The following is a 25520-nucleotide window of genomic DNA, read 5'->3' as shown; positions in this document are numbered from 1 at the left end:
TGTTGAGTAGTATTTGCTTAGAATGACTAAGCAAATACTAGTCGCCGCGAATAAAACGCTTTTAGCTCGAACAAAATTTAATCGCGAAAGATCAACAGACCCTAGTATTTTTCTTTAGTAACTTATAAGTCATTAACTATTTGCTACTGCGTTATCATTACTTGTTACAGGTATTGCTTGCTCGCTACCTTCTTTAACAAAGTACACAGATACCGCTGCTAATACCATCGATATACCTGCTAGCATAATGATGTAAATTGCTTGGTTGTCAAATACCGCAGTTAAAATCCAACCAGCAAATATGCCGGAAATAATTTGTGGAGCGGCAATGGTAAAGTTAAAAATACCCATGTATACGCCTGTTTGTTTGGCGGGCAATGAACCCGCTAAAATAGCATAAGGCATAGCTAAAATCGCTGCCCAAGCAATACCGACACCTACCATAGGTAAAAATAGAGAAACAGCACCTTGTGGGACTTCTATTTGAGTAATTAATAGATTTACCATCGTTGGCTCAGGGTTTTGCATTAACATAATGCTTAAGTAGCCTAAACCACCAGCAAGTAGTGATAAAGAGTAAGTTAGTTTTCTACCAATTTTGTTCGCAACTTTAGCTAAGAAAAGCGAAGCAATGGCCGCGAATAATGAGTAAGCTGCGAAGATAATACCTACCCAGTCACCTGCGGTACCTTTAGCGGCTGCTATTTCTTGTGGTACAACTGCAACTGAAGATAAATAAGTGGGATCAAACCATTTTGCTTCAATTCCCCAAATATGCTGAGCAATAGCTGGCATAGTATAAACCCACATAATAAATAGCGCGAACCATGAGAAAAACTGTACTGTCGCTAATCGCTTCATTGTCGTTGGCATCGTTTTCATTAAACCGAAAAAGTCAGCTAATTTTTGCAACAGTGAATCTTCAGCGTTACTTGAATCTAATTCTGCCAAGCCATTGCAACCGGGAGCGTATTCTTTGGTTCTAAATACTGTCCATAGCACCGAACCAAGCATTACCGTCGCACCAATATAAAACGCCCAAATGACTGATGGCGCAACTTGTCCAGTGCTTGCAGTATTCTCTAAACCGATAACATTGGTTAATACAAACGGTAAAATTGAACCTAGTACGGCACCAATATTAATAAGAAAAGATTGGATTGAGTAACCTATATTGCGTTGTTCTGCTGGTACCATATCAGACACTAAGGCTCTAAATGGTTGAAACGCCAGATTAAATGAAGCATCCATAATGGCTAACATCATGGCGCCAAAAATTAGAGGTGTGATAAAACTAGCTAGGGTTGCAGAGTTTGGCATTAATAACATGCCAATAGCAGCCGCAATACCACCTGCTAAAATATAAGGTGTACGTCGACCTAATCGATTCCATGTTTTATCTGAAGCTGAGCCAACAATTGGTTGAATAATTAACCCCATAATTGGAGCGACAAGCCAGAATAAAGATAAAGAGTGAAGGTCTGCACCTAGATCTGAAAGAATTCTACTGGCATTGGCATTTTGCAAAGCAAAACCAAACTGAACACCAAGAAAGCCAAAACTAACATTCCATATCTGCCAAAAACTGAGTTTAGGTTTGCCAGTGACTTGGGAACTTTGATTGCTCATAATTGAATACTCTTATCAGGTTAGTTTTATCATTATAATTATTAACTCTATTTATCTTGATAAAAAAAGCACTCATAAGGAGTGCTTTTGCCTAAAAACTGGGCCAATATCAAACAGAGTGTGCATTGAAAAATCATTTCCAATAACACTAATATACTAACTATAAGCAGTTTGAACTAGCGTTTACATACGTATTCAAAAGGTCATTTTGCTATGTAAAATCACGTATTCAATCGTTTTTGCTGTTGTAAAATGTAAGCTGCAGCGCCTAATAAACCGGGTTGAGCCTCAGTGATGACAAACGTAGGTGTTGATTTTGGAATATTTGACAAACGACCTTTAAGCTCAAAACGTTTTCTAAATTGACTGTTTTGTATGTATTCAATAAAGCGAGGCACTATACCACCAGCGATATAAACACCGCCTTGGCTGTTTGAAGTTAAGGCAAGGTTACCAGCAAAACTTCCTAAGACACAACAAAAGGTATCTAACGTTTGCTGGCATAGGCTACAGCTTGCTGTCGTCGCTTTTTCACTTATTTGCTGAGCGGTTAATTTTGGGGGTAGATCACTGTTGTGTATTTCAACTAACGCGGTATAAATTTGTTCTAAGCCATAACCTGAAAGTAGTTGCTCATAAGAAACACGATCTTTGATTTTTTTTAAACTAGCAAGGATTTGTATTTCTTCATCACTCACCGGTGCAAAATCAACATGACCACCCTCGCCGCTGATGCAGTGCCACTGTTCATTGATATTAATTAAATTTGCCACACCTAAGCCAGTACCCGGTCCACAGACTGAAATAGGCATACCCGATTTAGGTTCACCTGAGCCAATTTGTACTTTTTGTTGATCACTTAATAATGGGATTGCCATGGCAATGGCGGTGTAATCATTAATAAACGACAAACTTGCAAGGTTCAACTCAGCTTTTAACGCTTGTTGAGAAAACTGCCAAGGCAAGTTAGTCATTGAGATAATATCTTGATCTGTTGGGCAAGCTATTGCTAAACAAGCATGAATTTCTCGGTCATGAAATCCTTGGTTATTAATATATAAAGCGAGTATTTCGCGTAAACCAGAAAAGTCTGCACAACGATAGGTTTCAATGTGGGTAAACTTTTGCTCGGCAGTAGCATCTGCTAAGGCGATGCGAATATTGGTTCCGCCGATGTCGGCTATTAAATTTATCGTGTTAGGCTGACTATTATTCATGGCTTACATTACACTTAATGTGAGTGGCTTTTGCTGGTATTGTTGCCCATGTTTCTCATGTTGCCAAGTGAATTTTATGGTAAAAGTTTTCGTAGTAGCATCCCAAATTGCTTGAGCTTTATCGTTTTGACCAACCTTAAGTGCTCGACCGTTTATTGAAACCGTTTTCGGCATGTCTTTTAGATGGTGAATAACCAAGTGAATATCTCTTTGAGCGGGCATATTTGGGTATTGCCCTTGATGTGAGAAATTAAATGTTAACGCTTTAGCATGCTCTACAGAAAAATGAAGTAATTCATACTGATTTTTTGCCATGTTATTGATGCTAATGCCATCATCTTCATACATTTTTCCTGCACTTTTCTTAACCGATTTATCGGCATAATAATGCAATGTTAACGCTTGGCTACTGTATTGTTGAGTAGATTGAACAGCGGGTACCATCGGAATAAATGAACCAGCGCGTACTAGAACAGGCAAGGTGTTAAGAGATGTAGCGATGGTGATAGTTTGATTACCCAAGTATTTTTTGCCAGTGAAATAATCAAACCATATCCCTTTAGGAAGTTGTATTGTCACCTCTTTTTGCTCAGCACTTACAATAGGTGTCACCAGAAAAGCATCGCCCCAAAGATAACTTTGAGCATTTTGAATAAGCTGACTATTCTGCTCATCTTCGAAGAATAATGGGCGCATGAGTGGCATACCCTTAATGCTGTTCTCATAAGCTAAGGTGTAGTTATAAGGCAGTAATTGATAACGTAGCTTTATAAATTCACGTAAAATATCTTGTGTCTCTTTATCATGAAAAACGACTTCAGCGGCAATGTTGTCTTGCGCATGCGGACGATAAATAGGTTGAAAAACACCATACTGTAACCAACGAATGTACAGCTCTTTATCAAAGCTTTCACCACCAGCGAAGCCGCCTAAATCTGAATGGGTGTAACCTAAACCCAGTAAACTCATTTGTAAGCTAAGCTCTACTTGTGGCTGTAATCCACCCCATGAGCGACTGACATCTCCTGTCCAAGGGATCATGCCATAGCGCTGTGAACCCGCAAAACCAGAGCGCATTAAAATGAAAGGGCGTTTATTTGGATGTAATGTTAATTGGTGTTCATAAAGCGTTTTGGCCCATTGATGACCATAAACATTATGAATAGCATCGGCATTAACTTGAAGGCCATTATCTAATGTATGCAGTGTATCGCTAGGGTGTACTTCAGGCTCTCCTAAATCACCCCACCAGCCGCTAACACCTTGTTCATCTAAGGTTTTGTAAATATCAGTAAACCAACGGCGGCCGGTTTCGTTAAAAACATCGATTAAGCCAGTGTTGCCAAAGTAAAAGTCAAACGTTTTAGCATTACCGTCAACATCCTTAGCTAATGCTTGATTATCGGCTGCCTCTTGCCATTTTTTCGAATTGGTTAGTACAAAAGGCTCAGTAATTAGTACCGTTTTAACGCCTTGCTCTTTAAGTGTACTCATCATTTTTTCAGGTGCAGGGAAGGTCTCTTTATCCCAAGTTAAATTACCCATATGCCCTTTAATATCTTTACCAAACCAATAAAGATCAAGCACTAACGCATCAAGTGGAATATCTAAATCAATAAATTTTTGTACGGTAGTGGTGACTTCTTTTTGTGAACGATAGCCAAACCGAGAAGCAAAATTACCTAAAGCCCAGCGAGGTGGCATAGGTTGAGTACCTGTTAATTTTACGTAGTTGTGAATAATATCGGGGTAATTGTCGCCAGAGAAAACAATATATGAAGATCGGCCACTTACGGCTGAAAATTGCAAAATGTTAGGGTTAGCTTTACCAATATCTAACCACCCTTTAGCGGAGTTATCAAATAACAGTAAGTACTTTTTATTTGACAGCACCGCAGGTATTGAGAAGTTCATCTGGCTTGATTCTGTTGTGTAGCCGTAATGAGCTCTGTTATAGAGAGGTAACCGATGGCCTCTTCTGTCCATACCTAGCACACGTTCACCAGCGCCAAGGAGTTTTTCATCCTGACTTAAGTGAAAACGAAAACCGTGATAATTCTCTTGTTCGTCCGCTTCTTGTATTTGCTTCACGTAACCAGCTTCTTCACCAACAAGCAATTGACCTTGACGATAAAATTGAATAGCAAAAGGACTTTTTGTTATCACCGCAGTTAACTGCCCAGCAGAGAAGGTTAGTTTATGAGTGGTATTTTTAACCTGTGCAGTGTGTGGAGTCGCATTCTCTTTTATTGCGTAAGAAGGTAAAGGCGTTTTATCATTTTGATAATGCACTTCTATGGCATTGTCATAAGCTGTTAAGCGAATCACATTTTGCGTTGTGTTAACCAGTAGCGATTGTTGCTCTAACGTATGGCTTTGATAAGCGTCTGGCCTCTTACTCGCTAAAACATGTGTACTGGTAAATGTGCTGACAAAAAGCACTAAAGAAAATAGCAAAGCAAAGGGAGATGTTCTGGCAAATAGTTTCAAGCGATTCTTCTTATTAATAGTGCAAAGATTTTATGATAATAACCTCAGTATAGTTGTAGTCACATCTTGAATACGTATGCAAACAGCATCTATAGCAAAACTTCATGCAAAGCCTTAAATATTCGAGGGATCATTAATCAATACATACGTATGTAATTGCAAGCATTAATGATGCATACGTATGCAAGCCCTGTTACCTCTGTGGGTTATTGCGTATTCTTTTTAATAGATTAACGCACAGTGGTCAGTCACTTGTTGAGGCTGTGCTTGTTATAACTAAATGTATTTAATAACAAAGTGTAAGCATTGAATGTTTACAGATAATTTTCCGGGGTATATACATGAATGAACAATTGTGGTGGCGCGGTGCGGTAATTTATCAAATATACCCACGTAGCTTCAATGATGCCAACCAAGATGGTATTGGTGATTTACCCGGTATAATTGCCAAATTAGATTACATTGCCAGCCTTGGCGTTGATGCGATTTGGATCTCTCCTTTCTTTAAATCGCCAATGAAAGATTTTGGTTACGATATTAGTGATTACCGTGATATAGACCCATTATTTGGTACTCTCGCAGATTTTGATGAACTGATCGTGAAAGCCCATGCGTTAGGCATTAAAATTATGATTGATCAGGTGTTAAGTCATACCTCAGATCAACATCAATGGTTCCTTGATAGTCGTGAAGATAAAACCAATGACAAAGCTGATTGGTATGTATGGGCAGATGCAAAAGAAGACGGTACGGCACCAAATAACTGGTTATCAATTTTTGGTGGCACAGGTTGGACGTGGGAGCCTCGTCGTCAGCAGTATTATTTGCATAACTTTTTATCAAGCCAGCCAGATTTAAATTTTCATAACCCAGACGTACGTCAAGCCGTGCTAGACAATGTAGAGTTTTGGTTAAAACGTGGTGTTGACGGTTTCAGGCTTGATGCCATTAACTTTTGTTTTCATGACGCTAAGTTGCGTGACAACCCAGCAAAACCAAAAGAGTTACGCCAAAGTATCGGTTTTGATGAGAAAAATCCTTATGCCTATCAGTATCATTACTTTAATAATACGCAAGATGAAAATTTAGGCTTTATTGAATCTATTAGAACCTTATTAAATAAGTACCCCGGTGCTGTGGCCTTAGGTGAAATTTCATCAGAAGATTCATTAAAAACCATGGCGGAATACACCCAAGGTGATACGCGTTTACACATGGGGTATAGCTTTGATTTATTAACTGATAACTTTACAGCAGGTTATATAAAACAAGTTGTTGAGTCGTTAGAGTCACGTGTAAGTGATGGCTGGCCTTGTTGGTCAATTTCCAACCATGATGTTCAGCGTGTAGTCTCTCGTTGGGGGGGATATGAAAACCCTAACTTTGCCAAAATGCTATTCGCCATGATTGCTTCATTACGTGGTAGTGTTTGTAGTTATCAGGGGGAAGAGTTAGGCTTAACTGAAGCTGATATTGCTTATGAAGATATTCAAGACCCTTATGGCATAACCTTCTGGCCTCAATTTAAAGGCAGAGATGGTTGTAGAACACCGCACCCTTGGCAAGACTCTGAACAAAATGCTGGCTTTAGTAGCGCTAAACCTTGGTTACCTATGTCGCCAGAGCATGTCGCTAAATCAGTTAATACACAAGAACAACCTGCTGATTCTATCTTGAATAGTTACCGTCACTTTAATGCATGGCGTAAAACACAACCTGCTATTTTGTATGGTGATATTAAAATGTTAGCGAGTGAAGAGCCCATTTTGGCTTTTGTACGAACCTATCAGCAAGAGCAATTAGTTGTTTGTTTTAATTTAAGTGAACAGGTACAAAGGGTCTCGTTAGATTTAGCCAGTGTTGGTGGCGCACAAGCGAGTAACTTAACCGCCCTGACTGATCACAATTTATTATCAGGCAAGCTTGAACAAGTTCAAAAAGATAATATCACTATTGAACTACCAGCTTTTGGTTGTTATTACGCAAAACTATAACGCTTTTTAACACCTCGATGATGATAATCATTGAGGTGTTTTGTTTTGGTTCACACGAACACTATGAATAGAGCATAATAAAAATGATAAAAGTCACCAAATATACGTTGTTGTTATCTTCTCTGCTAACCTGTACTTTAGTATTACTTCCTAGCGCTTGTGCATATAACGAAAGTAGCCTACAAGCGAATAAAAATTATCAAGCTAAGGCTGAAAAACTTGCACCCTATCAGCAACGTTCTTTTCAAGATGAAGTTTTCTACTTTGTCTTGCCTGATCGTTTTCAAAATGCCGATAAATCAAATGATTTAGGCGCAAAAGCGACAGATAAAAAACGTATTTTATCTCATGGTGGTTTAGATGTTACTGATAAAGGCATGTATCACGGTGGTGATTTGGCAGGTTTAACCCAAAAATTAGATTACTTAGATAACATGGGCATTACTGCTATTTGGTTAACGCCAGTATTACGAAACCAAGCCGTTCAAACAGGTAGTGCAGGTTATCACGGGTATTGGATTTTAGATTTCACTGAAATAGATCCCCACTTAGGTACCAATGCTGAATTAAAGCATTTTATCGACCAAGCTCATCAACGTAATATGAAAGTGTTTTTTGACATTATCACCAACCATACTGCTGATGTTATTAAATATGAAGAGTGTCATGGTAAAGATGGCTTAGGTTGGTTAGTTGAGGGAGATAGCTGCCCATTTAAAGCGATGGCACAAGTGGCAAAAGGTGATACTTATACGCCGCTCATTCCTAAGGGGAATGAAAAAGTTAAAACACCTGATTGGCTTAATAATGTTAATGCTTATCACAACCAAGGTGACTCTTTTTGGCAAGGAGAAAGTGCACTAAGAGGTGATTTTTCAGGCTTAGATGATGTTGATACTGATAGTGATCATGTTGTTCAAGGCATGATTAGCATTTATCAAGATATCATTGAAGAATTCAAACCTGATGGTTTTCGTATTGATACCGTTAAACACGTCAATATGGAATTTTGGCAAGCCTTTTCACCCGCGTTGACTGCTCATGCTAAAAAGCTAGGCATAGACAACTTCTTTATGTTCGGTGAAGTGTATAGCTTTGAACCTGAAGCATTAAGTAAGTATACCACCGAAGCAAAATTACCTTCAGTGCTTGATTTTGCGCTACAAAGTGCGTTAGAAAAAACCTTAGTTAAACAAGAGGGAACGGACGAGCTAGCAAAACTCTTTGCTAAAGATCACCTTTATAATAGTGAAACAGCTAACGCGAATCAGCTAGTTAATTTTACTGGCAATCACGATATGGGACGTTTTGCTCACTTTGTAAGACAAAGCGAGTTTAATTATAGTGAACAAGCGCAAATTCAAAGAAATATGTTAGCCAATGCGTTAATTTTCTTTGCTCGTGGTGTTCCCGTTATTTACTATGGTGACGAACAAGGTTTTATCGGTTTAGGTGGTGATCAAGCATCAAGACAAGATATGATGCCATCAAAAGTGGCTAGTTATAATGAAGATAATTTATTAGCTACCAAACGCACCACGGCTGAAGATAACTTTGATGCAAGCCATCCTTTTTATCAACAAGTGGTTGAACTTTCGGGGTTATATCAGCAAAACCCTGCGCTACGTTTTGGTCAACAAGAAACGTTATACTCGCAAAAAACTCCAGGTTTGTTTGTTATTAGTCGTGAGTATCAAGGGCAAAAGCTGATTATTGCCTTTAATACTGATACAAAAGCACAAACGTTGGCACTAAACTCTGATGCGTTAACGTCGTTACCGCTGACCTTAATGCACGCAGCAAATAGTGAAACTACTTTTAATCAAAACACGGTCTCAATTGCACCATTGAGTTTTGCTATTTTCAATACTAAGTAGCAGGCAAACGCTTTAACTTAGGCTGTACATCACTGTAATATCCTTATATGCTAATAACGTTATAGTATATAAGGATATTTTTTATGAAAGGCTTTCTAAAATCTTCGTTTAAATGGCTCGCTATTTTGCTCGTTGGCTTACCTTTATCGCTCTATTTTATTTTAGTCATTATCAACCTTGTTGATGAAGACACATCTCCCCTTGTTTTAGCGTTTGAACAAACGCTTGAGCAAATTTCGCAAGTTCCTGATGAAGACAATGCCTTTATCTATTTTATGGGCATAGAAGCGCCTGAAAAGGCTGATTTTTTGGCTATAGGGCAGAAGAAAACCAAATTACTTAGCCAAAATATCACGACTAATGCATTAGGTGATTCAGCTAACAATTTAATTGTTCCCTCGCTACAATTCAGCGATGATCTTTTTGGCTGTGACATAGCTAACGCAGTAGAAACAAGGTGCAGTGAAACGCTGTCACAAAACCTTGAGGCAATTAATAGGCTGTTAGCTGATACCAAAACATTGCGTAGCCGCTATGAAAAGCTGACTCAGCTGCCCGCTTGGTATGAGGTCTTATCAAAAGAAGCTTCTGTCACTAATATTATGCAACTAAGTACATTAGTTAACTTAAATCATCTCGCAATGCTTGAACTTTGGCTTGAAGCTACGCCAGATAAAGCTCAACACGTGAAGGATCGTTTTGAGCAGCAAGGCAAGTTTCTTCGAATGCAGTTAGCTAATTCGCATTTACTACTAACTAAAATGGTTGCACTTGAGGTTTATCAACAATTTTTGCAGTGGTTTGAGTTTATTGTTATAGATAAAAAGCTACCTAAGCAATCATTCGCAAGCATTCAGAGTATTCAACAACCGTTATCTAAAGGTGAACGCTCAATGGAGCTTGTTGCAAAAGGTGAGTTAGATTTTTTTCAAAGAATGGTTAATAAAGGTTTCTTCTTGGAACAAAGCAAAGGCGACTTTGTTGGACGATTGGGGTATCAATCTCTTTTCTTGATATTTAACGAACAAGCGACTTATAACCTATACGCTGAATTTTTGCATGCTAACTCGCAGCAAACTGTTGCTAGTACTCATGTTGATATACTTAAACAACAATGTGAATGGAGCTTAAGCAATGCTGTTTTATGGTACTCGTATAATCCGCTAGGTAAAATAATGACTTGTGCAACAATCGCTTCTGATGATATGAGTAATGGTTATTTTACAAGTTATTTTGACCGAATTACTAAGGCTGAAACTGCTCGAGTTACATTAGTAGATGACATGCTTCGTCCGTAGTCATTGCATCTTTAATTGTTTATGGTGTACATAAAATAGTTATTCTTATATGCTAATAACGTATTAGTATATAAGGATATTTTTTGTGAAAGGCTTTCTAAAATCTTCGTTTAAATGGCTCGCTATTTTGCTCGTTGCCTTACCTCTGTCGCTCTATTTCATTTTAGTCATTATCAACCTTGTTGATGAAAATAAATCTCCCCTTGTTGTAGCGTTTGAACAAAAGCTTGAGCAAATCTCTCAAGTTCCTGATGAAGACAATGCCTTTATCTATTTTATGGGCATAGAAGCGCCACAAGGGGCTGATGTCTTTGATGAAGGCATGAAAAACATCGCACGATTAAGTAAAGAACCTGCTCATCATAGCATTGATAGGAAACTTTTGGACATTAGCCTATTAAATGAAGTGCACTATAAGATTATTTCTAAATGCAAAGCGGTTAATTTTGCTCAGGACACTTGTAGTAAGAGCCTTAGTAGTAAAAAGCAAGAAATAGACGCGCTGCTAAATGGTACTAAAGTACTTCAACAGCGATTTGAAACCATGTCGTCGTTAAATGCTTGGTTTGAAATTATTCCTGAAAATACCACCATGGGAATCATGGGAGATTACACTTTACTCAAGAGGTTATTTGATCTGCAAATGCTCAAAATATGGCGTAATGCTCCAAATACCAGTACGGAACAAACGCTTGAACAGTTAAAACAAGAGGCACAGTTTAGACATAAGGTGCTCTTGTCTTCTCGCACATTGATGGCAAGCTCAATAACGCTCCATTTATATAATGATTTTCTTCGTTGGGCGGATATTATTTTGGCAGACGTAATCTTTACCCAAGGCAAAACGTATCATCTAGCCACACTATTTGAACCATTACCGTTAAATATAAATTTTGAGCGTATTGCTATAGGAGAATGGCAATTTGGAAAAGCAGTGACTAAGCAAATCATAAAAGGCAGCGTCGATCATAATAATCCTTTTGAAACGATACTAGGTTTTATACTGCAAGGTTTACTCAATGAACAAGCAACGTATAACCTAAATGCCGAAATATTAAATATTAAATGGCAACAATCAATAGATAAAAAAGCGCTCATCACAATGAAGCGTCAGTGTGAGTTCAATTTTACCAATGCGCTTTTATGGTACCCGTATAACCTTGTAGGTAAAATGATGTTGTGTCCATCAATAGAAGAACCAATCGATTATAACGCTATTAGGATGCTTGTAGTCGATGAGTCAGAAGCTTTAAGAAATGAACTTATTAAAAAGTACGCTATTAAAGCAAAGGTCAACACGCCCTAAACATTAACTCGTTACATCTTTTTACATAGTTGATAAGGTCACTATTTTGTTGTGTTATTAAATAGTGGTATCATTTTTTGGTATACAACTTAGTTAAGGTTTAATCACAGGATTTTTATGAAACAACTATTTATTGCTTTATTAGCTATCGCTTTTGTTCCTTTTATGTCTACTGCTGCAAAGTATGAAGAAGGGACTCATTATTCAGTTATCCCAGGAAAAGGTACAGCAAAGCCAGAGCTAAGAGAATACTTCTCATACTACTGCCCAGCGTGTCGTCGTTTTGAATCAGTGTTACCCGATTTAAAGAAAACACTACCACAAGGTGTTCCATTAACGAAAACCCACGTGGATTTTATGGGCGCTACGGCGGCTGAAAACCAATTCTTGTTGAGTAAAGGTTTATTGTTAGCTGAACGTGCAGGTATTGCCAAAGAATATAACAATAAAACGTTTGCTTACTTACAAACAGAGCGCAAGCAAGTGAATGGTATTGCTGATGTAAGAAAGTTATTTATTGCTGCAGGCGGTGATGGTGCTCAATTTGATAAAGGTATTAAAAGTTTTGCTGTCGTAAGCCAAGCAAAGCGTAATAAGAAGATTCAAGACAAATTATCTCAAGGTCGTTATGTGAAAAGTGTGCCTACTTTTGTGGTTAATGGTAAGTATGCGATTAACTCGAAAGCACTTGATCAAAAGAACTTCGTTGAAGATTATAAAAATATCATCAGCTATTTACTGACATTAAAGTAAGTTGCGTTGAACTTTTAAATGTAAATTTTATTTAATCGACCCCGAAGAACGGCAAAGATCAACACGCATTCATATCCATTGAAATTATGTATTAATGCATTGGTGAGTAGCGCTATAAACTCACTTCTTCGCCTTCGTTTAATATATGTAATGGGATTGGTGAGCCCATTTCTTTGTGCATATGCAGTAACCGTAATAATGCCGAGTGAGAACTATGGTCACCCATTTTCCAACTAGCATTACCATAGCCCCAAGGGATCATAACTTTACAGTTTAGGTCTTTAGCTGCGTTTATACTGTCTTCAGGGGTAGTATGAACGTAGCGATACCAATCACTATGTTCTTTGTGGAAGTAAGAAGCAATGGGCATCAAACAAATGTCCATATCCCCATAGTGTTGTTGAATGTCAGCAAAATGTTTGGAGTAACCGGTATCACCGGCAAAGAATATCTTCTTACCTTGATGTTCAATTACCCAGCCACCCCACAGAGTTTTATCGTCATCTTCATATAAATAGGGCACCCATATTCGGCTACTAAAATGGTGAGCAGGAACAAACTTTATATTGAGCTTGCCAATGCGTTTAGCTGAATACCAGCTCATTTCATTGATGTGATAGCCGTTGTTGGCAAAGTGTTCTGAAAAACCTAAAGGGACAAAATATTCTGGAGTATTACCTAAGCGAGTAATATCACTTTTATTAAAGTGATCGTAATGAATGTGTGAGTATAGCACTGCATCAATGTTAGATGTTTCTTCAATAGTAGGCCATTTAGCTTTATTTCTGAAAAAACCTGCGCTCAATCGAAAAGCCCAATCAACGGGCCAGTCAAACTGTTCACTGACTGGATCTATTAGTAAACTGCTGCCATCAGGGCTTTCGATATAAAAGCTGGCATGACCAAGCCATCTGATTTTAAAACCAGCATTTAGCTTAGGTGGTGTTTGTCGCTTTTTAAATTGACATTGTTCGGCTTCGCTTTCACAAATGACATAGTTTGATTTAGGGTAGCAGTCTTTTTGACATGTTAGTGGGTAAGTTTTTTTACCGGGATATAAATTACCAAAACGATCACCCTCAGGATATTTTTTCGAATATTTCACTACCGACGTGTCTTGTTGAATCGTTTCTACATGATTACTGGCACAAGCAGAGAGCAAGATAACAGCAGATAAAATTAAGACTATTCTCATCATAAGGTATTCTTTATATTGTAAGTATTATTTAAGGTATTTGTTTAAGGAATCATTTACGGGAGTGGTTGGCCGTTACGTGCTTCGAGTAAGTGATACCAGTCTTTGGCACTATAATCGATTGTTAGCGCTTGTTTAGCTGCATCAATACGACTTGGTGTTGTAGAGCCAATAATAGGGCAAATATTAGCTGGGTGCTTCAATAGCCATGCTAGGCTAATTTGCCACGCTTCAACATTATATTTTTGCGCTTGCTTAGTCATTTCAATACCGATGCGCTGTTCATCAGCTTGAGAAAAAGTATTGCCCCAAGCAGGGTAAGCTACCGCACCTAACGGACACCATGCGACAGGTGTTATAGCCAATTGCTGACATTGATCTAAGGTGCCATCTTGTAAGCTGCTGATGTTATGTAAATTAATTTCTATCTGGTTAATTAGAAGGGGTTCATCGAGTGCTGACTGTAATAGGTTGACTTGTGATGGACTAAAGTTACTTACACCAAAGTGTTTAACTTTACCTTCGCGCTTTAATTGTTTGAAAGTTTCAGCGACTTGATTGGCATTAAATAAATAATCAGGACGGTGTAACAAGAAGAGATCAAGGTAATCGGTGTTTAACCTAGTTAATGACCCTTCGACACTTTCTATTAAGTAATCGTGAGAAAAATCATAACGCTGTGGAGACTGTCTGATACCCGCTTTAGAGGTAATAATAAGTGTTTCTCTTAAGCTCGGTGAGTTTGCTAAAAACTCGCCAAACAATTGCTCGCATTGGCCGCCGCCATAAATATCTGCATGATCAAAATGATTATAACCCGCCTCAATAGCAGCTTTAATTGCTGTCATGCCTTTATCTTTATCTGCTGTTGAGTTATCTCCAGCAATACGCATGCAGCCATAAATTAAACGGCTTGATGATAGCTGTGCTTGAGCAGTTTTCTCAAGACTTGTCATACTATTTATTAACGGTATATTTTGCATAAATATTATTTTCTATTATCTGAATGAGCAATTAACTGTCTCTATCTTAAAAGTTTATATAGAAAACTACTACTTGCTTTAGTGTTTAGTTGTAAGAAGGTGAGACAAAATTTGCTATAAAAAAAGTGCAATAACCTAAATTATTGCACTTTACTTTTAACTTTGACTTGAATTTACATTACTCAATTAGAATGAGTAGTTTACTCCAAAGTAAATCGTACGTCCGAAGTACTGAATAGTACCGGTACGTGCGGTATCACCAAAGTACGAGATATTTGGTTCATCAGTAATATTATCTGCTGAAACAACTGCTTGTAAGTTATCAGTGAAGTTATATGACGCTTGTGCCGAGAAGATTGTTTCTTCTTGGAAGTAAGCTGATTGATCAGCACCAATAGCGATTTGTTGGCTTAAGTAAGCTGAACGGTATCGACCACTAAAGCGAAGTGATAGCTTCTCTTCCCAATCGTAGAATAAGGTTGCACTAACGACTCGAGGTGATAGACCTTCGATTGGACTTGGTGCACCATCTTCTCCTGGTACTTTAGATTCCACTTGAATTTCACTGTCAGTGTAAGAGAAGTTAACATTAGCACCTAAACCAGATAGTAACCCTGGTAAGAAAGAGAATGTTTGTGTATAGCCGATCTCAATACCACGCATATAACCTGCATCAGCGTTATTTTCAGCATGCCAATAAGTACCATTAGCATAATCAATTAATTCGCCAGTAATTGGGTCGTATAATTTGTTTTCTGGTGTTGGTGGTACTTCAATACCTGCCGCTTCATAATCGAAGTCTTTATCTTCTGCATCACCTACCATGTTTTCTATGTCTTTATACCAAACGGCAAAAACAAAGGCGCCATCGGTTTCAGAAAAGTAATGTTCAAAAGAAAGATCAAATTGATTAGCATAAAACGGGCGTAAAAACGGGCTAGTAGAGCTATTCAAATTAATTTGATAGCGGCCTTCATCTTTATCTTCAACCCAATCAAAATTACCGCTGTTTGCCATAGTTGGCATATCTGGACGAGACATTACTTTCGCATAAGCAAAACGTAATTGATCGTCATCGGTCAATTTAAAGTTTAAGTTAAGAGATGGTAAAATATCACTGTAACTACCACCCACTTTTTTACGTTGCCAATTACTGTTGATTACACCTAAGTCATCAGCGATGTCATCACCATTACCAGCACCAACACTGACTAAACCTGTACTGCTTTGTTCAGAATTAACGTAACGTACACCCACGTTACCTGTAACAGGTAAGCCAAATAGTTCGGTATCAATGTTTACTTGTAAATAAGCGGCTAAAACGTCTTCTTCTACAAGGTTGCCTTGAGTCATAGTCCAATCGTGTGCCCAAGTTCTTACCGGAGTACGATCAACACCAGGGATCCATGCATCTAAAATGGCATTGTTATTTACTGATAAGAAGTTTGGCATGCCTGATAAATCGCCACCAATACTTGTAACTGTTGAGTTACTGTCATTAAGAGCATAAGGAGCAAAGTTATCTACTATGATAGTATTACCCTCTGCATCAGTACCATAAGTGAGGTATTGTCCATTACGCATATTATAGTCAGTGGTGCCGTATAAGAAGCGGCCACGGCTTAATTCATAATCGCGCTGCGATGCACGTGCTCCAAACTCGACAGAACTAAAGATGTCACTTTCTAATTGGTAAGCAAAATCTACACGAATAGCATCAGAAGAGTTTTCTTCTACATGCGGGTAAGATTCAGCACTGGTAACCATCATGTGGGCAGTGTCTGTAAAGTCTTGATTAAAGGCGATATTAGGATTATTTAAGCCATTTAATTGATAATCAAGTACAATGTTGTCATCAATTACGGGGTATTCTGCACTTGAATCTTCAAAGTAGGCCATGCGCATAACCTGATCTTTATACGTTTCATTACCTTCAGAATGCGAGAAGTCAACAACCATCATTAGGTCATCAGTAATATCCCATTCACCTTTAAGACCAAAAGATAACATTTCACTTTCAGTGGTATTATCATCAGCTTGGGTTTGAACGTTAAGATCTCTTGATGAACCAGGGTATGGAGGAGCAGCGGCTGTACCGTCGCGATCTCGATAAAGTGTCCCACCCACTAGTGCACCATTTGACATTAATGGGTTATCAAGTAGTAATGTTGAACCCGCAACAGCAACGTTGTTAATACCAGAAACACGAAGACCTCGATCCCATTTTTCTGAATCAAATTTTGAATAGAAGCTGTCTAGTTGGAATCTTAGATCATCTCTTGGTTCGTAATTTAATGCTAATACAAACGCATCACGTTTATCTTCACCACCACGCTCATTAATTTCAAAACCTGAAGAGATTAATATTTCTTCTGGAGCAGCGTCATAAGCACCCGATAAGTCTCTTTTATCAAATTGATAGTTAACGAATCGACTTGAGACTGTTGGTTGGAACATATTTGCCCAGCCAAGCGCAACGCCAACCGTTTCATCAAAATACTTACCTTGATACGATAACGTTAAACGACGACCGAAATCATCAGAGTCTTCGTTGTCTGCTGCAGCTTCATTATAGTTACCGTGTAAAGATGCACGGAATGAATGATCTTCGTCATTATCTAATGCATTAGCTGTTTCTAGGTTAATTGTTGCCGCAATACCACCTTCAATTAAAGAGGCTTTTTGCGATTTGTAAACTTGTGCTTGTGAAACTAATTCAGACGGGAAAATATCAAACTGTACGGCACGACCACCACTGGTTGACACCATTTCGCGGCCATTTAAAGTAGAAAATACAAATCCACCTGATAAACCACGTACGTTTAATTCGCTAGATTGACCATCTATTCGAACAGAGGTAACACCGGGTAAGCGTGTTAATGAATCAGCAATAGAGACATCAGGTAAACCGCCAATATCATCTGCAGATATGGCGTCTACAACAGTATCAGAGAAACGTTTTGTGTTCAGTGATTTAATAACACTGCCTCTAAAGCCCGTTACTTCGATGACTTCAACAGCTTTTTTATCGCTTTCTTTTTTCGATGAGCTTTCTGCTTCTTTACTGGCTTCAACTTCTGCTTCAGCGGCATAAGCAAAGCTAGGTACGGCAGCGAGCTGTATTCCGCCTATCATAAGTGCAATAGACAAAGCACTGAGATTAAAGTTCTTCATGTGTATTCCTTAATAAATACAAAGTGTATTTATGCTAAATGTTTTGCATTGTCGCAATGTGTAGTTGCTTTCTTTTATTTATCGGAATTTCTTTCTTATATACACTATAGTGTTGTTTTAATTGGTTTTCTTATTATTTTATTAGGCAAGCAAATTTAGTGTATGAACAAGTTAGTCAAAAAACAAGCAATTGTTAAATGCATACGTATTCATAAGGCCGCATTCCCATGCATACGTATTCAATGCGATTCAAAGGGGTTGTTATATATACATGTTTGTTTTCTTTGTGTAGCTTTAAGGTGTTACCAAATTTAATAAATCGGAATCTTGAGTAACAATTGTAGCCCTACTTAGGCAGCGAAGTGAGTTTTAATACATAACGATGAATTAAAACAAGGGTATGCAAAACAACTTATATGCACATAAACTAAAACCATATAGTTAATGGAGTTATAAACTCATGAAATATAATTTAAAGCCCCTCATGCTTGGGTCTGTTATTGCCGTAAGTACCGCACTTACTGGTTGTGGTAGTGATCAAGAACAGCCAGAAATAATTGACGTATTTGAAGAGGTTGGTCTTTGGTGTAAGAGTCCGTCGATTGTTCAAATCGCAAGCCCAGACTCTTACGCTTTATCAGAACAAGAGCAAGCTGATTTAGCTGCGGCTAAAGCAGAAGCTAAAGCTGCTGCACAAGCTGAACAAGGTGATGACTTTGATGAAGTCGCTTGGGAAGCAGATTTTAAATACGAACAATTAGATTTATACGCTATTTTAGGTTTGACACTTGAAGAAAAAGAACGTCAAGCGATTGCCAAAGAAGAGGCTAAAGCGTTTAAAGTAGGACAAGGTCAAGACGTTATTTATGGTGACGGTTTTGATGAATGGTTTGAACAGTGGTTTGCTGCGATACCGCCAGCAAACTATTTAGGACCTTCACAACGTATTGAACGATCGGTCAATGAAACGACACCAGAGATGGATGGTGAAGAGATTTGTTATACACCACCATTATCATGTCCTAATTATAAAGTGATTGATGAAACAGGTACGTATGAATGTATCGTACCTGAACAAAACCCTATATTAGGTGTTCCTGATCCTGAAGTAACTGCCGGTGCAAATGAGGCTATCGCATTTTATCGCCATGAAGATCATGTTGAGGGTGAAGATAACTCTGCATTGTATGAAAATATGGTAGTGCATACCTGGAACAATGATGACTGTACAGCATATCAAGAAGATAGTATTGCCAGTTGGGGATCGAACTCTACCTATGCAAACGACAATAAAGGTATTGATGGTAATTACGGTCATTACTGGAAGTTGCATCTATTAGAAGAGCCTAGCAACTGTGCCAATATTATTTTTAATGATACGGCATCAGGTAAAAAGATTTCAGATAGTGATTTAACTATGCCTATTGGACCATCTGGTAATGTAGTACTTCACAACTTAGATAAAAATGCTTTTGCCCACGATGACTTTCCAGTGAATGTTCTTGATGGCATGTTATTAATTAACCAACACCCGTATTTAGGTGCTGAAGCATCGTCGGGTATCAAAGCATGTGGTTGGGGATTAGCAGCAGATGATTCAGGTGAACTTTGTTTAGGTGAAGAATTAATGTGTCCTGCTGATACCGTTGCTGTTGGTGTTGGTGCAGTTGATGTTGCTTCTAAATGTGTGACTATCTTTAATCCAGAAGAGACAACTTTATATATTAAAGGTGGCTTTAATGGTTGGAGTGCAACTGATGATGCAATGTTTGAATACACTGGTGAAGGTCAGTACCGCTTAAATTACTTATACGATACAGAGTGTGAAGTCGTTGCTGCTACAGATGACTCTGAGGGTGAAGATTGCACAATGATTCATCAATTTAAAGTGGCTGATGAAGGTTGGTCAGAGCCAGCAAGCTTCGGTAGCATTAAAGGTGGCGATCAATCAGGTGTTGGTAAAACTATTACCATGACAGTTGGTGAAGGTGTAGGTCAAAACATGTCAGTTGAAATGGCAGAAGAAAAGACTTACCAATTCTTAGTTAACGCGACAGATACAACAGCAGTTGAACTAACCATTAATGAAGTACCTGTTGCTGCATTCCCTGTAGTAACGATGGGCGATGAAACCATTGAATTAGTGTACAGCTCTAATGGTCAATATGTCTTTAGAAAAGCATTAATGGCTGAAGAGTACAGCTTTACTATTGCTGATGAAGCCGCTGGTTTTGCAGTAGGTGCTATCGGTACAGACAATATTATTACAGCAAGTATGCCTCTAGCGCTTGAAAATGGTGGTGGTGCGTTATCATTTACACCTGATAGTGCTGCAGAATATGACTTTGTATTAGATTTATCTAACCCTGAAATGCCTAGCATTGAAATTAAACCAGCTTTACCATTTGGTACAACACCTGTGTTTATTCGTGGTTCAGTAAATGGTTGGTCTTCACCTGAAGCTGATGAAGTATTGTGGAATGCTAGTGAGCGTAGTTATAGCGTACTATACGGCTTAGAAGCGGGCGGAAACCACGCCTTTAAATTTGCAGATGCCTCTTGGGGTACGGTGAACTTAGGTTTTAACGACGTAACGATTGCCGATGATTCAATTGCCGTGACTGATGATGGCGGTAACATGCGTGTCGTTGTAGAAAAATCAACTTCTTATAAGTTTGAAGTAAATTTTGATACAGCAGAACCTGTTGTTAAAGTGTCAGAAGCACCATTGTATTTACGTGGTAGCATTACCGATTGGGGTGCATCAGATGCTAACCAGTTAATGTTTATGGGCTCTGATGCAGGTAATACGGCTGAAACTTCACGTACTTACTCAATGGAAGTTACTATTTCTGGACCAGGTGAGTTTAAAGTTGCTGATGAAGGTTGGGGTGGTTCTCTAGGTTATAACTATGGTGTTGAAGTTGCCGGCACTAAAGTAGAGCTTGGCGTTGCTTTAACGTTAGTTCAATCAAACAATAATATTGGTATTGATTTACCAGCGGGCACCTACCTATTTTCTTTTGAAGATGGTGTAAGCAAGACGATGACCGTAACAGCAAAATAGCATACAAAGTTAAGTTAGTTTCTACTTGCTTACAGTAAATGCATTGATAATAAAGAGCGCTTCTTTTTGGGGAGTGCTCTTTTTTTACATCTTAGTTACAAAAGACTTTGTTGAATACGTATGTAATCACTGTTCAGCAAATAAGCAAACCGATAGCATGAAGGTAACCTTATAACGATTATAAAAATTAGGATTTTGTTATGAAAATAACAACCAGTGTTAAGCAGGTTTTCCTCTACACTTCTTTGAGCATAACGTTAGCTGCATGTGGCGGTGGAGGAGGTGGTGAAGAGACAACACCCATAACACCGCCAACACCAACAAACAGTGCGCCAACGATTAGCAGTTTTGCCTCAAATATTGATGACTTTGCTGTCACCTTTACTTGGTCTGTTGCAGACAGTGACAATGATGCGCTTTCTTGTGTGTTATCACCTGGTGGTACATTAGATGATGTTACAATCTCAGACTGTAGCGCAACAACATCAACAGTGGTTACTTACCCAAGTGCAGGTGAATTTTCTGCGTCATTCTCAGTTACTGATACTAGTAGTGCTAGCGCACAAGACAGCTTAGTAATTAATATCTCTGATCCTAATGCACTGCCTGAGCCCATAGTGACCGCTGGTGATAACCAATTAGTCATTTTTTATAACCGACCTGATGCTAACTATGAAGGCTGGATTTTGCACTTATGGAATAATAGCGAGTGTGATGCTTATGCTGATTTTGCTAGCGATGCTGGAACCGACTGGGCGACAGGCCAAGCTCAATCTGGGTTAGATCCTAATTACGGCGCCTACTGGCTCATTGAATTAAAAGACAATGCCAGTGATTGTGCTAACTTTATTGTTCACAAAGGTGATGACAAAGATATTGGTGGCATTGATCATAAAGCTGACTTAAGCGGTGAGCGAATGATTTGGACACTGTCAGGTATTAGCGAGCTATATAGCCAAGCTACGCTATACCCTAGTGGCGTGTTAATTGCTGATACTGCTGCACACTGGGTGAACCTAGAGACTGTTTTTTGGCAAGTAAATAGCAACACACAAAATACAAGTGTGAGTAAAGTAAGAATTTACAGTAGCGATGTTGATGACATGGGCTACGATGGTGAAGCGGGTATTGCAGGTGATAATTATATCGAGTTCTTGGCACAGGCTAATAATGCCACAGAGTTAGGTATGCCACGTTATAAAGATTTATCTGGCTTTGTTGCCGATTCTGCTGATTCAAGTAAAGCCAAGCAAATGTTAACATGTAAGCTACTAGCGATTGCTTATGACAGCAGTGATAAAGTGCTTGCGGCAACGTATGTGCAAACGCCACGTGTGCTTGATGCGCTTTATACTGAAAACAGTGATGATGCTGACGAAGCTACCTTAGGTGTTAGTTATAGTGGTGATACTATTGCAGCCGCGCTATGGGCACCAACGGCGCAACAAGTTAACCTTAAGGTTTACCAAGCGGATAAAACCTTATTGTCTACTCATGCCATGGTAGTAAACTCAACGACAGGTGTTTGGTCGCATTCACTAAGTAATAATCACGATAGATTATTCTATCGTTATGAGTTAACCGTTTATCATCCACAAAATCAAAGCTTTGAAACCATTGAATCAACAGACCCTTATTCAGTGTCATTAGCAACCAATGGGGACTACTCTCAATTTGTTAATTTAGCTGATAACGACTTAAAACCAGCTGGTTGGGATGAACACGCTATTCCTACTGTGGCTAATCCAGAAGATGCCATTATTTACGAAGGTCATATTCGTGACTTTAGTATCTTCGATCAAAGTACCTCAGCAGAAACTCGTGGTAAATATCTTGCCTTTACGGAAGAAAACTCGGTGCCAGTTCAGCATTTGAAATCATTAGTCGACTCAGGGCTAACTCACTTTCAATTCTTGCCTGCAAACGATATTGCTAGCATAAATGAAGATAATGCCAAAACCGTTAACTTAACTGACACAGTAGCCGATTTATGTGCTGTAAATAGTGCGGCACCTGTGTGTGGTGTTGAAGATAATAGTGCGACATTATTTGCTGTGATGGAAAGTTATTCATCAAACTCTGAAAGTGCACAGGCATTAGTTGAAGCGATGCGCGGTATAGACAGTTTTAACTGGGGATATGATCCAAAGCACTTTTCAGCACCTGATGGTAGCTATGCTTCAAATCCTGATGGCGTAGCACGTATTATTGAAATGCGAGCAATGAACCAAGCACTTCATGAAATGGGCTTACGCGTAGTATTAGATGTAGTCTATAACCATACTAATTCTTCTGGTTTGTGGGATAACTCCGTACTCGATAAAGTCGTACCGGGCTACTATCATCGCCGTGATTTAACCTCAGGCAATGTAATTAATGAGACCTGTTGTCAAGACACTGCACCAGAGCACACTATGATGGATAAGCTAATGGCTGACTCATTAGTGCTTTGGACACAAGCCTATAAATTTGACGGCTTTCGTTTTGATATTATGAGCAACAACTCGGTAGAGTCTATTTTGTCTGCCCGTGAAGCAGTACAAGCTGTAGATGCAGATAACTACTTTTATGGTGAAGGTTGGACGCGCACAGACCGAGGTTATTTACAAGCACAACAAAATAACATGGCAGGAAGTGAAGTGGGCACGTTTAATGATCGCCCTCGTGATGTCATTAGAAGTGCAACCTTATTTAATAGCGCTCCAAACCTTGCTGATATCGATATTATGCGTTTAGGCCTAGCTGGCACTTTAGCAAATTACTCACTACAAGATAAAAGTGACAATATTAAGTTAGCAAGCAGTTTTGCAAATCATCCTTCATATGCAAAAGATCCTGCGGATATCATTAACTATGTATCAAAGCACGATAATGAAACCTTATGGGATCAACTGCAATATGGTATTGAAGATGACACAAGCATTAGCGAACGCGTACGCATGCAGAACATTGCAGGTACATTGCCGTTAATGAGTCAAGGTATTACCTTTTTACAATTGGGTGGAGATTTAATACGTTCAAAATCACTTGATAGAAACACCTATGATGCTGGCGATTGGTTTAACCGAATAGACTTTACTAAGCAAACGTCAAACTGGAATATCGGTTTACCGCTAGCACAAGATAATCAAGGGAAATGGGCGCAAATGTCTGCCTTAAATAACAATCTTGAGACTCAGCCAATGAATCAAGACATTGCTTTTTCATCGGCCATTTTTCAAGAGTTTATGAGTATACGTGCAACCAGCCCATTGTTCAGATTAACCTCAGAGCAAGCTGTGCTAGATCGTGTTGGCTTTCATAATACCGGCAGCAAACAAACGGCGGGTTTAATTGTGATGAGTATTGACGATGGCACAGGTTTTACTGATTTAGACAGCGCAAACGATGCTATTGTTGTGGTGATTAATGGTAGTGATAGCGAGCAATCTCATACCATTTTAACGGCGCAAGGTTTTGAGCTGCATTCAGTGCAACAAAATTCAGCAGACAGCATAGTGCAATCGGCGAGTTTCAGCCAAAATCTGAATGAAGGCACGTTTACTGTTCCTGCATTAACAACGGCCGTATTTGTTAAACCGCAACAAGGTGCACAAGGTACTGGCTTAGCTGCGGGTGTAACACGCGATGCGCCTGATATTGCTCCTTTTGGTGATACCGCTGTTTACTTACGCGGTACCATGACGAGTTGGGATGATTCTGGTTTAACCCTTGATGAAAGCTTTGAATACCAAGGTAATGGTATCTATCAAATGGAATTAAGCATTACGGCAGGTGCGCAATCATTTAGGTTAACTTCGGCTGATGCAGTGGTATTAGATCTAGGCTTTACCGACCTCAATGTTACCAATAGTGCTATTGCTTTAACTAATGCCAGTGGCGATATTGGGTTTAATGCTGCAACTTCGGGTAGTTATCAATTTATCCTTGATGCTTCATCAGAGATTCCGAGTTTAACTGTTACCAGTGTTTCTCCTTCAGTTGATTGTTCTGCTTTGGCAGACTCAAATGATGATATACCTTTTGATATCGCGGGTAGCGGTCAATTATTTGTTAAAGGTGATCATTCAGGTTGGGGAGCAGATGAAGCGTATCGATTACACTATAAAGGCAATAACACTTATCAAGCGGTCGCTGAATTCTCTGGCGATATGCAATTTAAGCTTGCGTCAGATGATGGTAACTGGGCAACTCAGTTATGGGCACAAGCAGACAATAGCAGTGATATTAACGGTGAAAACCTTGTTTTAGGTGTCAGCTATTCAGTCGCATATGAAGATGCAGGCACTAACAATAACAAAACATCATTAGCGTCAGGGCAATACAGCTTCTTGTTAACGCTTAATGAAGACAACCCAGCGAAAGGAAGTGATGTCGGTTCGTTGATAATTCAACAATGTCAGCCATAACAGTGATTGTTAAAGCAAGGCCATAATCTTGCTTTAATTCAAAAGCAATACAAACACGCTCTAATTAAAAAGGCTTACTGGTTTTATTCAGTAAGTCTTTTTTGTTAGGACGTGTTTATTTGAATACG

At 38.9% G+C, this 25520-nt stretch carries 13 protein-coding genes; 7 read left to right on the top strand and 6 right to left on the bottom strand.

What is annotated here, in order from left to right:
- Positions 1–132: 132 nt before the first annotated feature.
- From D1094_RS02205 to D1094_RS02195, 3 genes are all read right to left on the bottom strand, one after another.
- Positions 133–1629 (bottom strand): MFS transporter, encoded by a 1497-nt coding sequence (locus tag D1094_RS02205; RefSeq protein ID WP_118958423.1) that lies wholly within the window; start codon positions 1627–1629, stop codon positions 133–135.
- Positions 1630–1850: 221 nt separating this feature from the next.
- Positions 1851–2846, bottom strand: coding sequence for a glucokinase (locus D1094_RS02200; RefSeq protein ID WP_118958422.1), 996 nt, complete (start codon positions 2844–2846; stop codon positions 1851–1853).
- A gap of 3 nt (positions 2847–2849) precedes the next feature.
- The gene (locus tag D1094_RS02195) at positions 2850–5336 is read right to left on the bottom strand and encodes a TIM-barrel domain-containing protein (RefSeq protein ID WP_259337790.1); all 2487 of its coding nucleotides are present in this window, start codon (positions 5334–5336) and stop codon (positions 2850–2852) included.
- 341 nt (positions 5337–5677) lie between these two features.
- Here D1094_RS02195 and D1094_RS02190 point away from each other — a divergent pair, with 341 nt between their 5' ends.
- The 5 genes from D1094_RS02190 to D1094_RS02170 all read left to right on the top strand — a co-directional run bounded on the left by D1094_RS02190 (position 5678) and on the right by D1094_RS02170 (position 12564).
- Positions 5678–7330, top strand: coding sequence for an alpha-glucosidase family protein (locus tag D1094_RS02190; RefSeq protein WP_118958421.1), 1653 nt, complete (start codon positions 5678–5680; stop codon positions 7328–7330).
- Positions 7331–7413: 83 nt separating this feature from the next.
- Positions 7414–9207: an alpha-amylase family glycosyl hydrolase gene (locus D1094_RS02185; protein WP_118958420.1), complete on the top strand. Its 1794-nt coding sequence runs from the start codon at positions 7414–7416 to the stop codon at positions 9205–9207.
- Positions 9208–9290: 83 nt separating this feature from the next.
- Entirely contained in the window at positions 9291–10505 is a 1215-nt protein-coding gene (locus tag D1094_RS02180) for a hypothetical protein (protein WP_118958419.1), read from the top strand.
- A gap of 85 nt (positions 10506–10590) precedes the next feature.
- A complete protein-coding gene (locus D1094_RS02175) occupies positions 10591–11811 on the top strand; it encodes a hypothetical protein (RefSeq protein WP_118958418.1) in 1221 nt (406 codons plus the stop codon).
- A 117-nt stretch (positions 11812–11928) separates the two neighbouring features.
- Positions 11929–12564, top strand: coding sequence for a thiol:disulfide interchange protein DsbA/DsbL (locus D1094_RS02170; protein ID WP_118958417.1), 636 nt, complete (start codon positions 11929–11931; stop codon positions 12562–12564).
- A gap of 112 nt (positions 12565–12676) precedes the next feature.
- Here the strand turns inward: D1094_RS02170 and D1094_RS02165 are convergent, their stop codons facing one another.
- From D1094_RS02165 to D1094_RS02155, 3 genes are all read right to left on the bottom strand, one after another.
- Positions 12677–13762 carry an MBL fold metallo-hydrolase gene (locus D1094_RS02165; RefSeq protein ID WP_404851436.1) on the bottom strand — a complete coding sequence of 362 codons (1086 nt, stop codon included), beginning with the start codon at positions 13760–13762 and terminating at the stop codon, positions 12677–12679.
- A 53-nt stretch (positions 13763–13815) separates the two neighbouring features.
- Positions 13816–14715 (bottom strand): aldo/keto reductase family oxidoreductase, encoded by a 900-nt coding sequence (locus D1094_RS02160; protein WP_118958700.1) that lies wholly within the window; start codon positions 14713–14715, stop codon positions 13816–13818.
- A gap of 213 nt (positions 14716–14928) precedes the next feature.
- On the bottom strand, positions 14929–17916 hold the full coding sequence (locus D1094_RS02155) for a TonB-dependent receptor (RefSeq protein ID WP_118958416.1): 2988 nt from the start codon (positions 17914–17916) through the stop codon (positions 14929–14931).
- Between the two features lie 460 nt (positions 17917–18376).
- Between D1094_RS02155 and D1094_RS02150 the strand changes: the two genes are divergently transcribed.
- Positions 18377–20983, top strand: coding sequence for a hypothetical protein (locus D1094_RS02150; RefSeq protein WP_118958415.1), 2607 nt, complete (start codon positions 18377–18379; stop codon positions 20981–20983).
- 200 nt (positions 20984–21183) lie between these two features.
- Positions 21184–25392: an alpha-1,6-glucosidase domain-containing protein gene (locus D1094_RS02145; RefSeq protein WP_118958414.1), complete on the top strand. Its 4209-nt coding sequence runs from the start codon at positions 21184–21186 to the stop codon at positions 25390–25392.
- Positions 25393–25520 lie beyond the last annotated feature (128 nt).

The sequence above is a fragment of the Colwellia sp. RSH04 genome (assembly GCF_003545765.1).
Taxonomy (GTDB): Bacteria; Pseudomonadota; Gammaproteobacteria; order Enterobacterales; family Alteromonadaceae; genus Colwellia.
The sequence above is the reverse complement of the archived record's forward strand: the minus strand, read 5'-3'. Positions and strand labels throughout refer to the sequence as shown.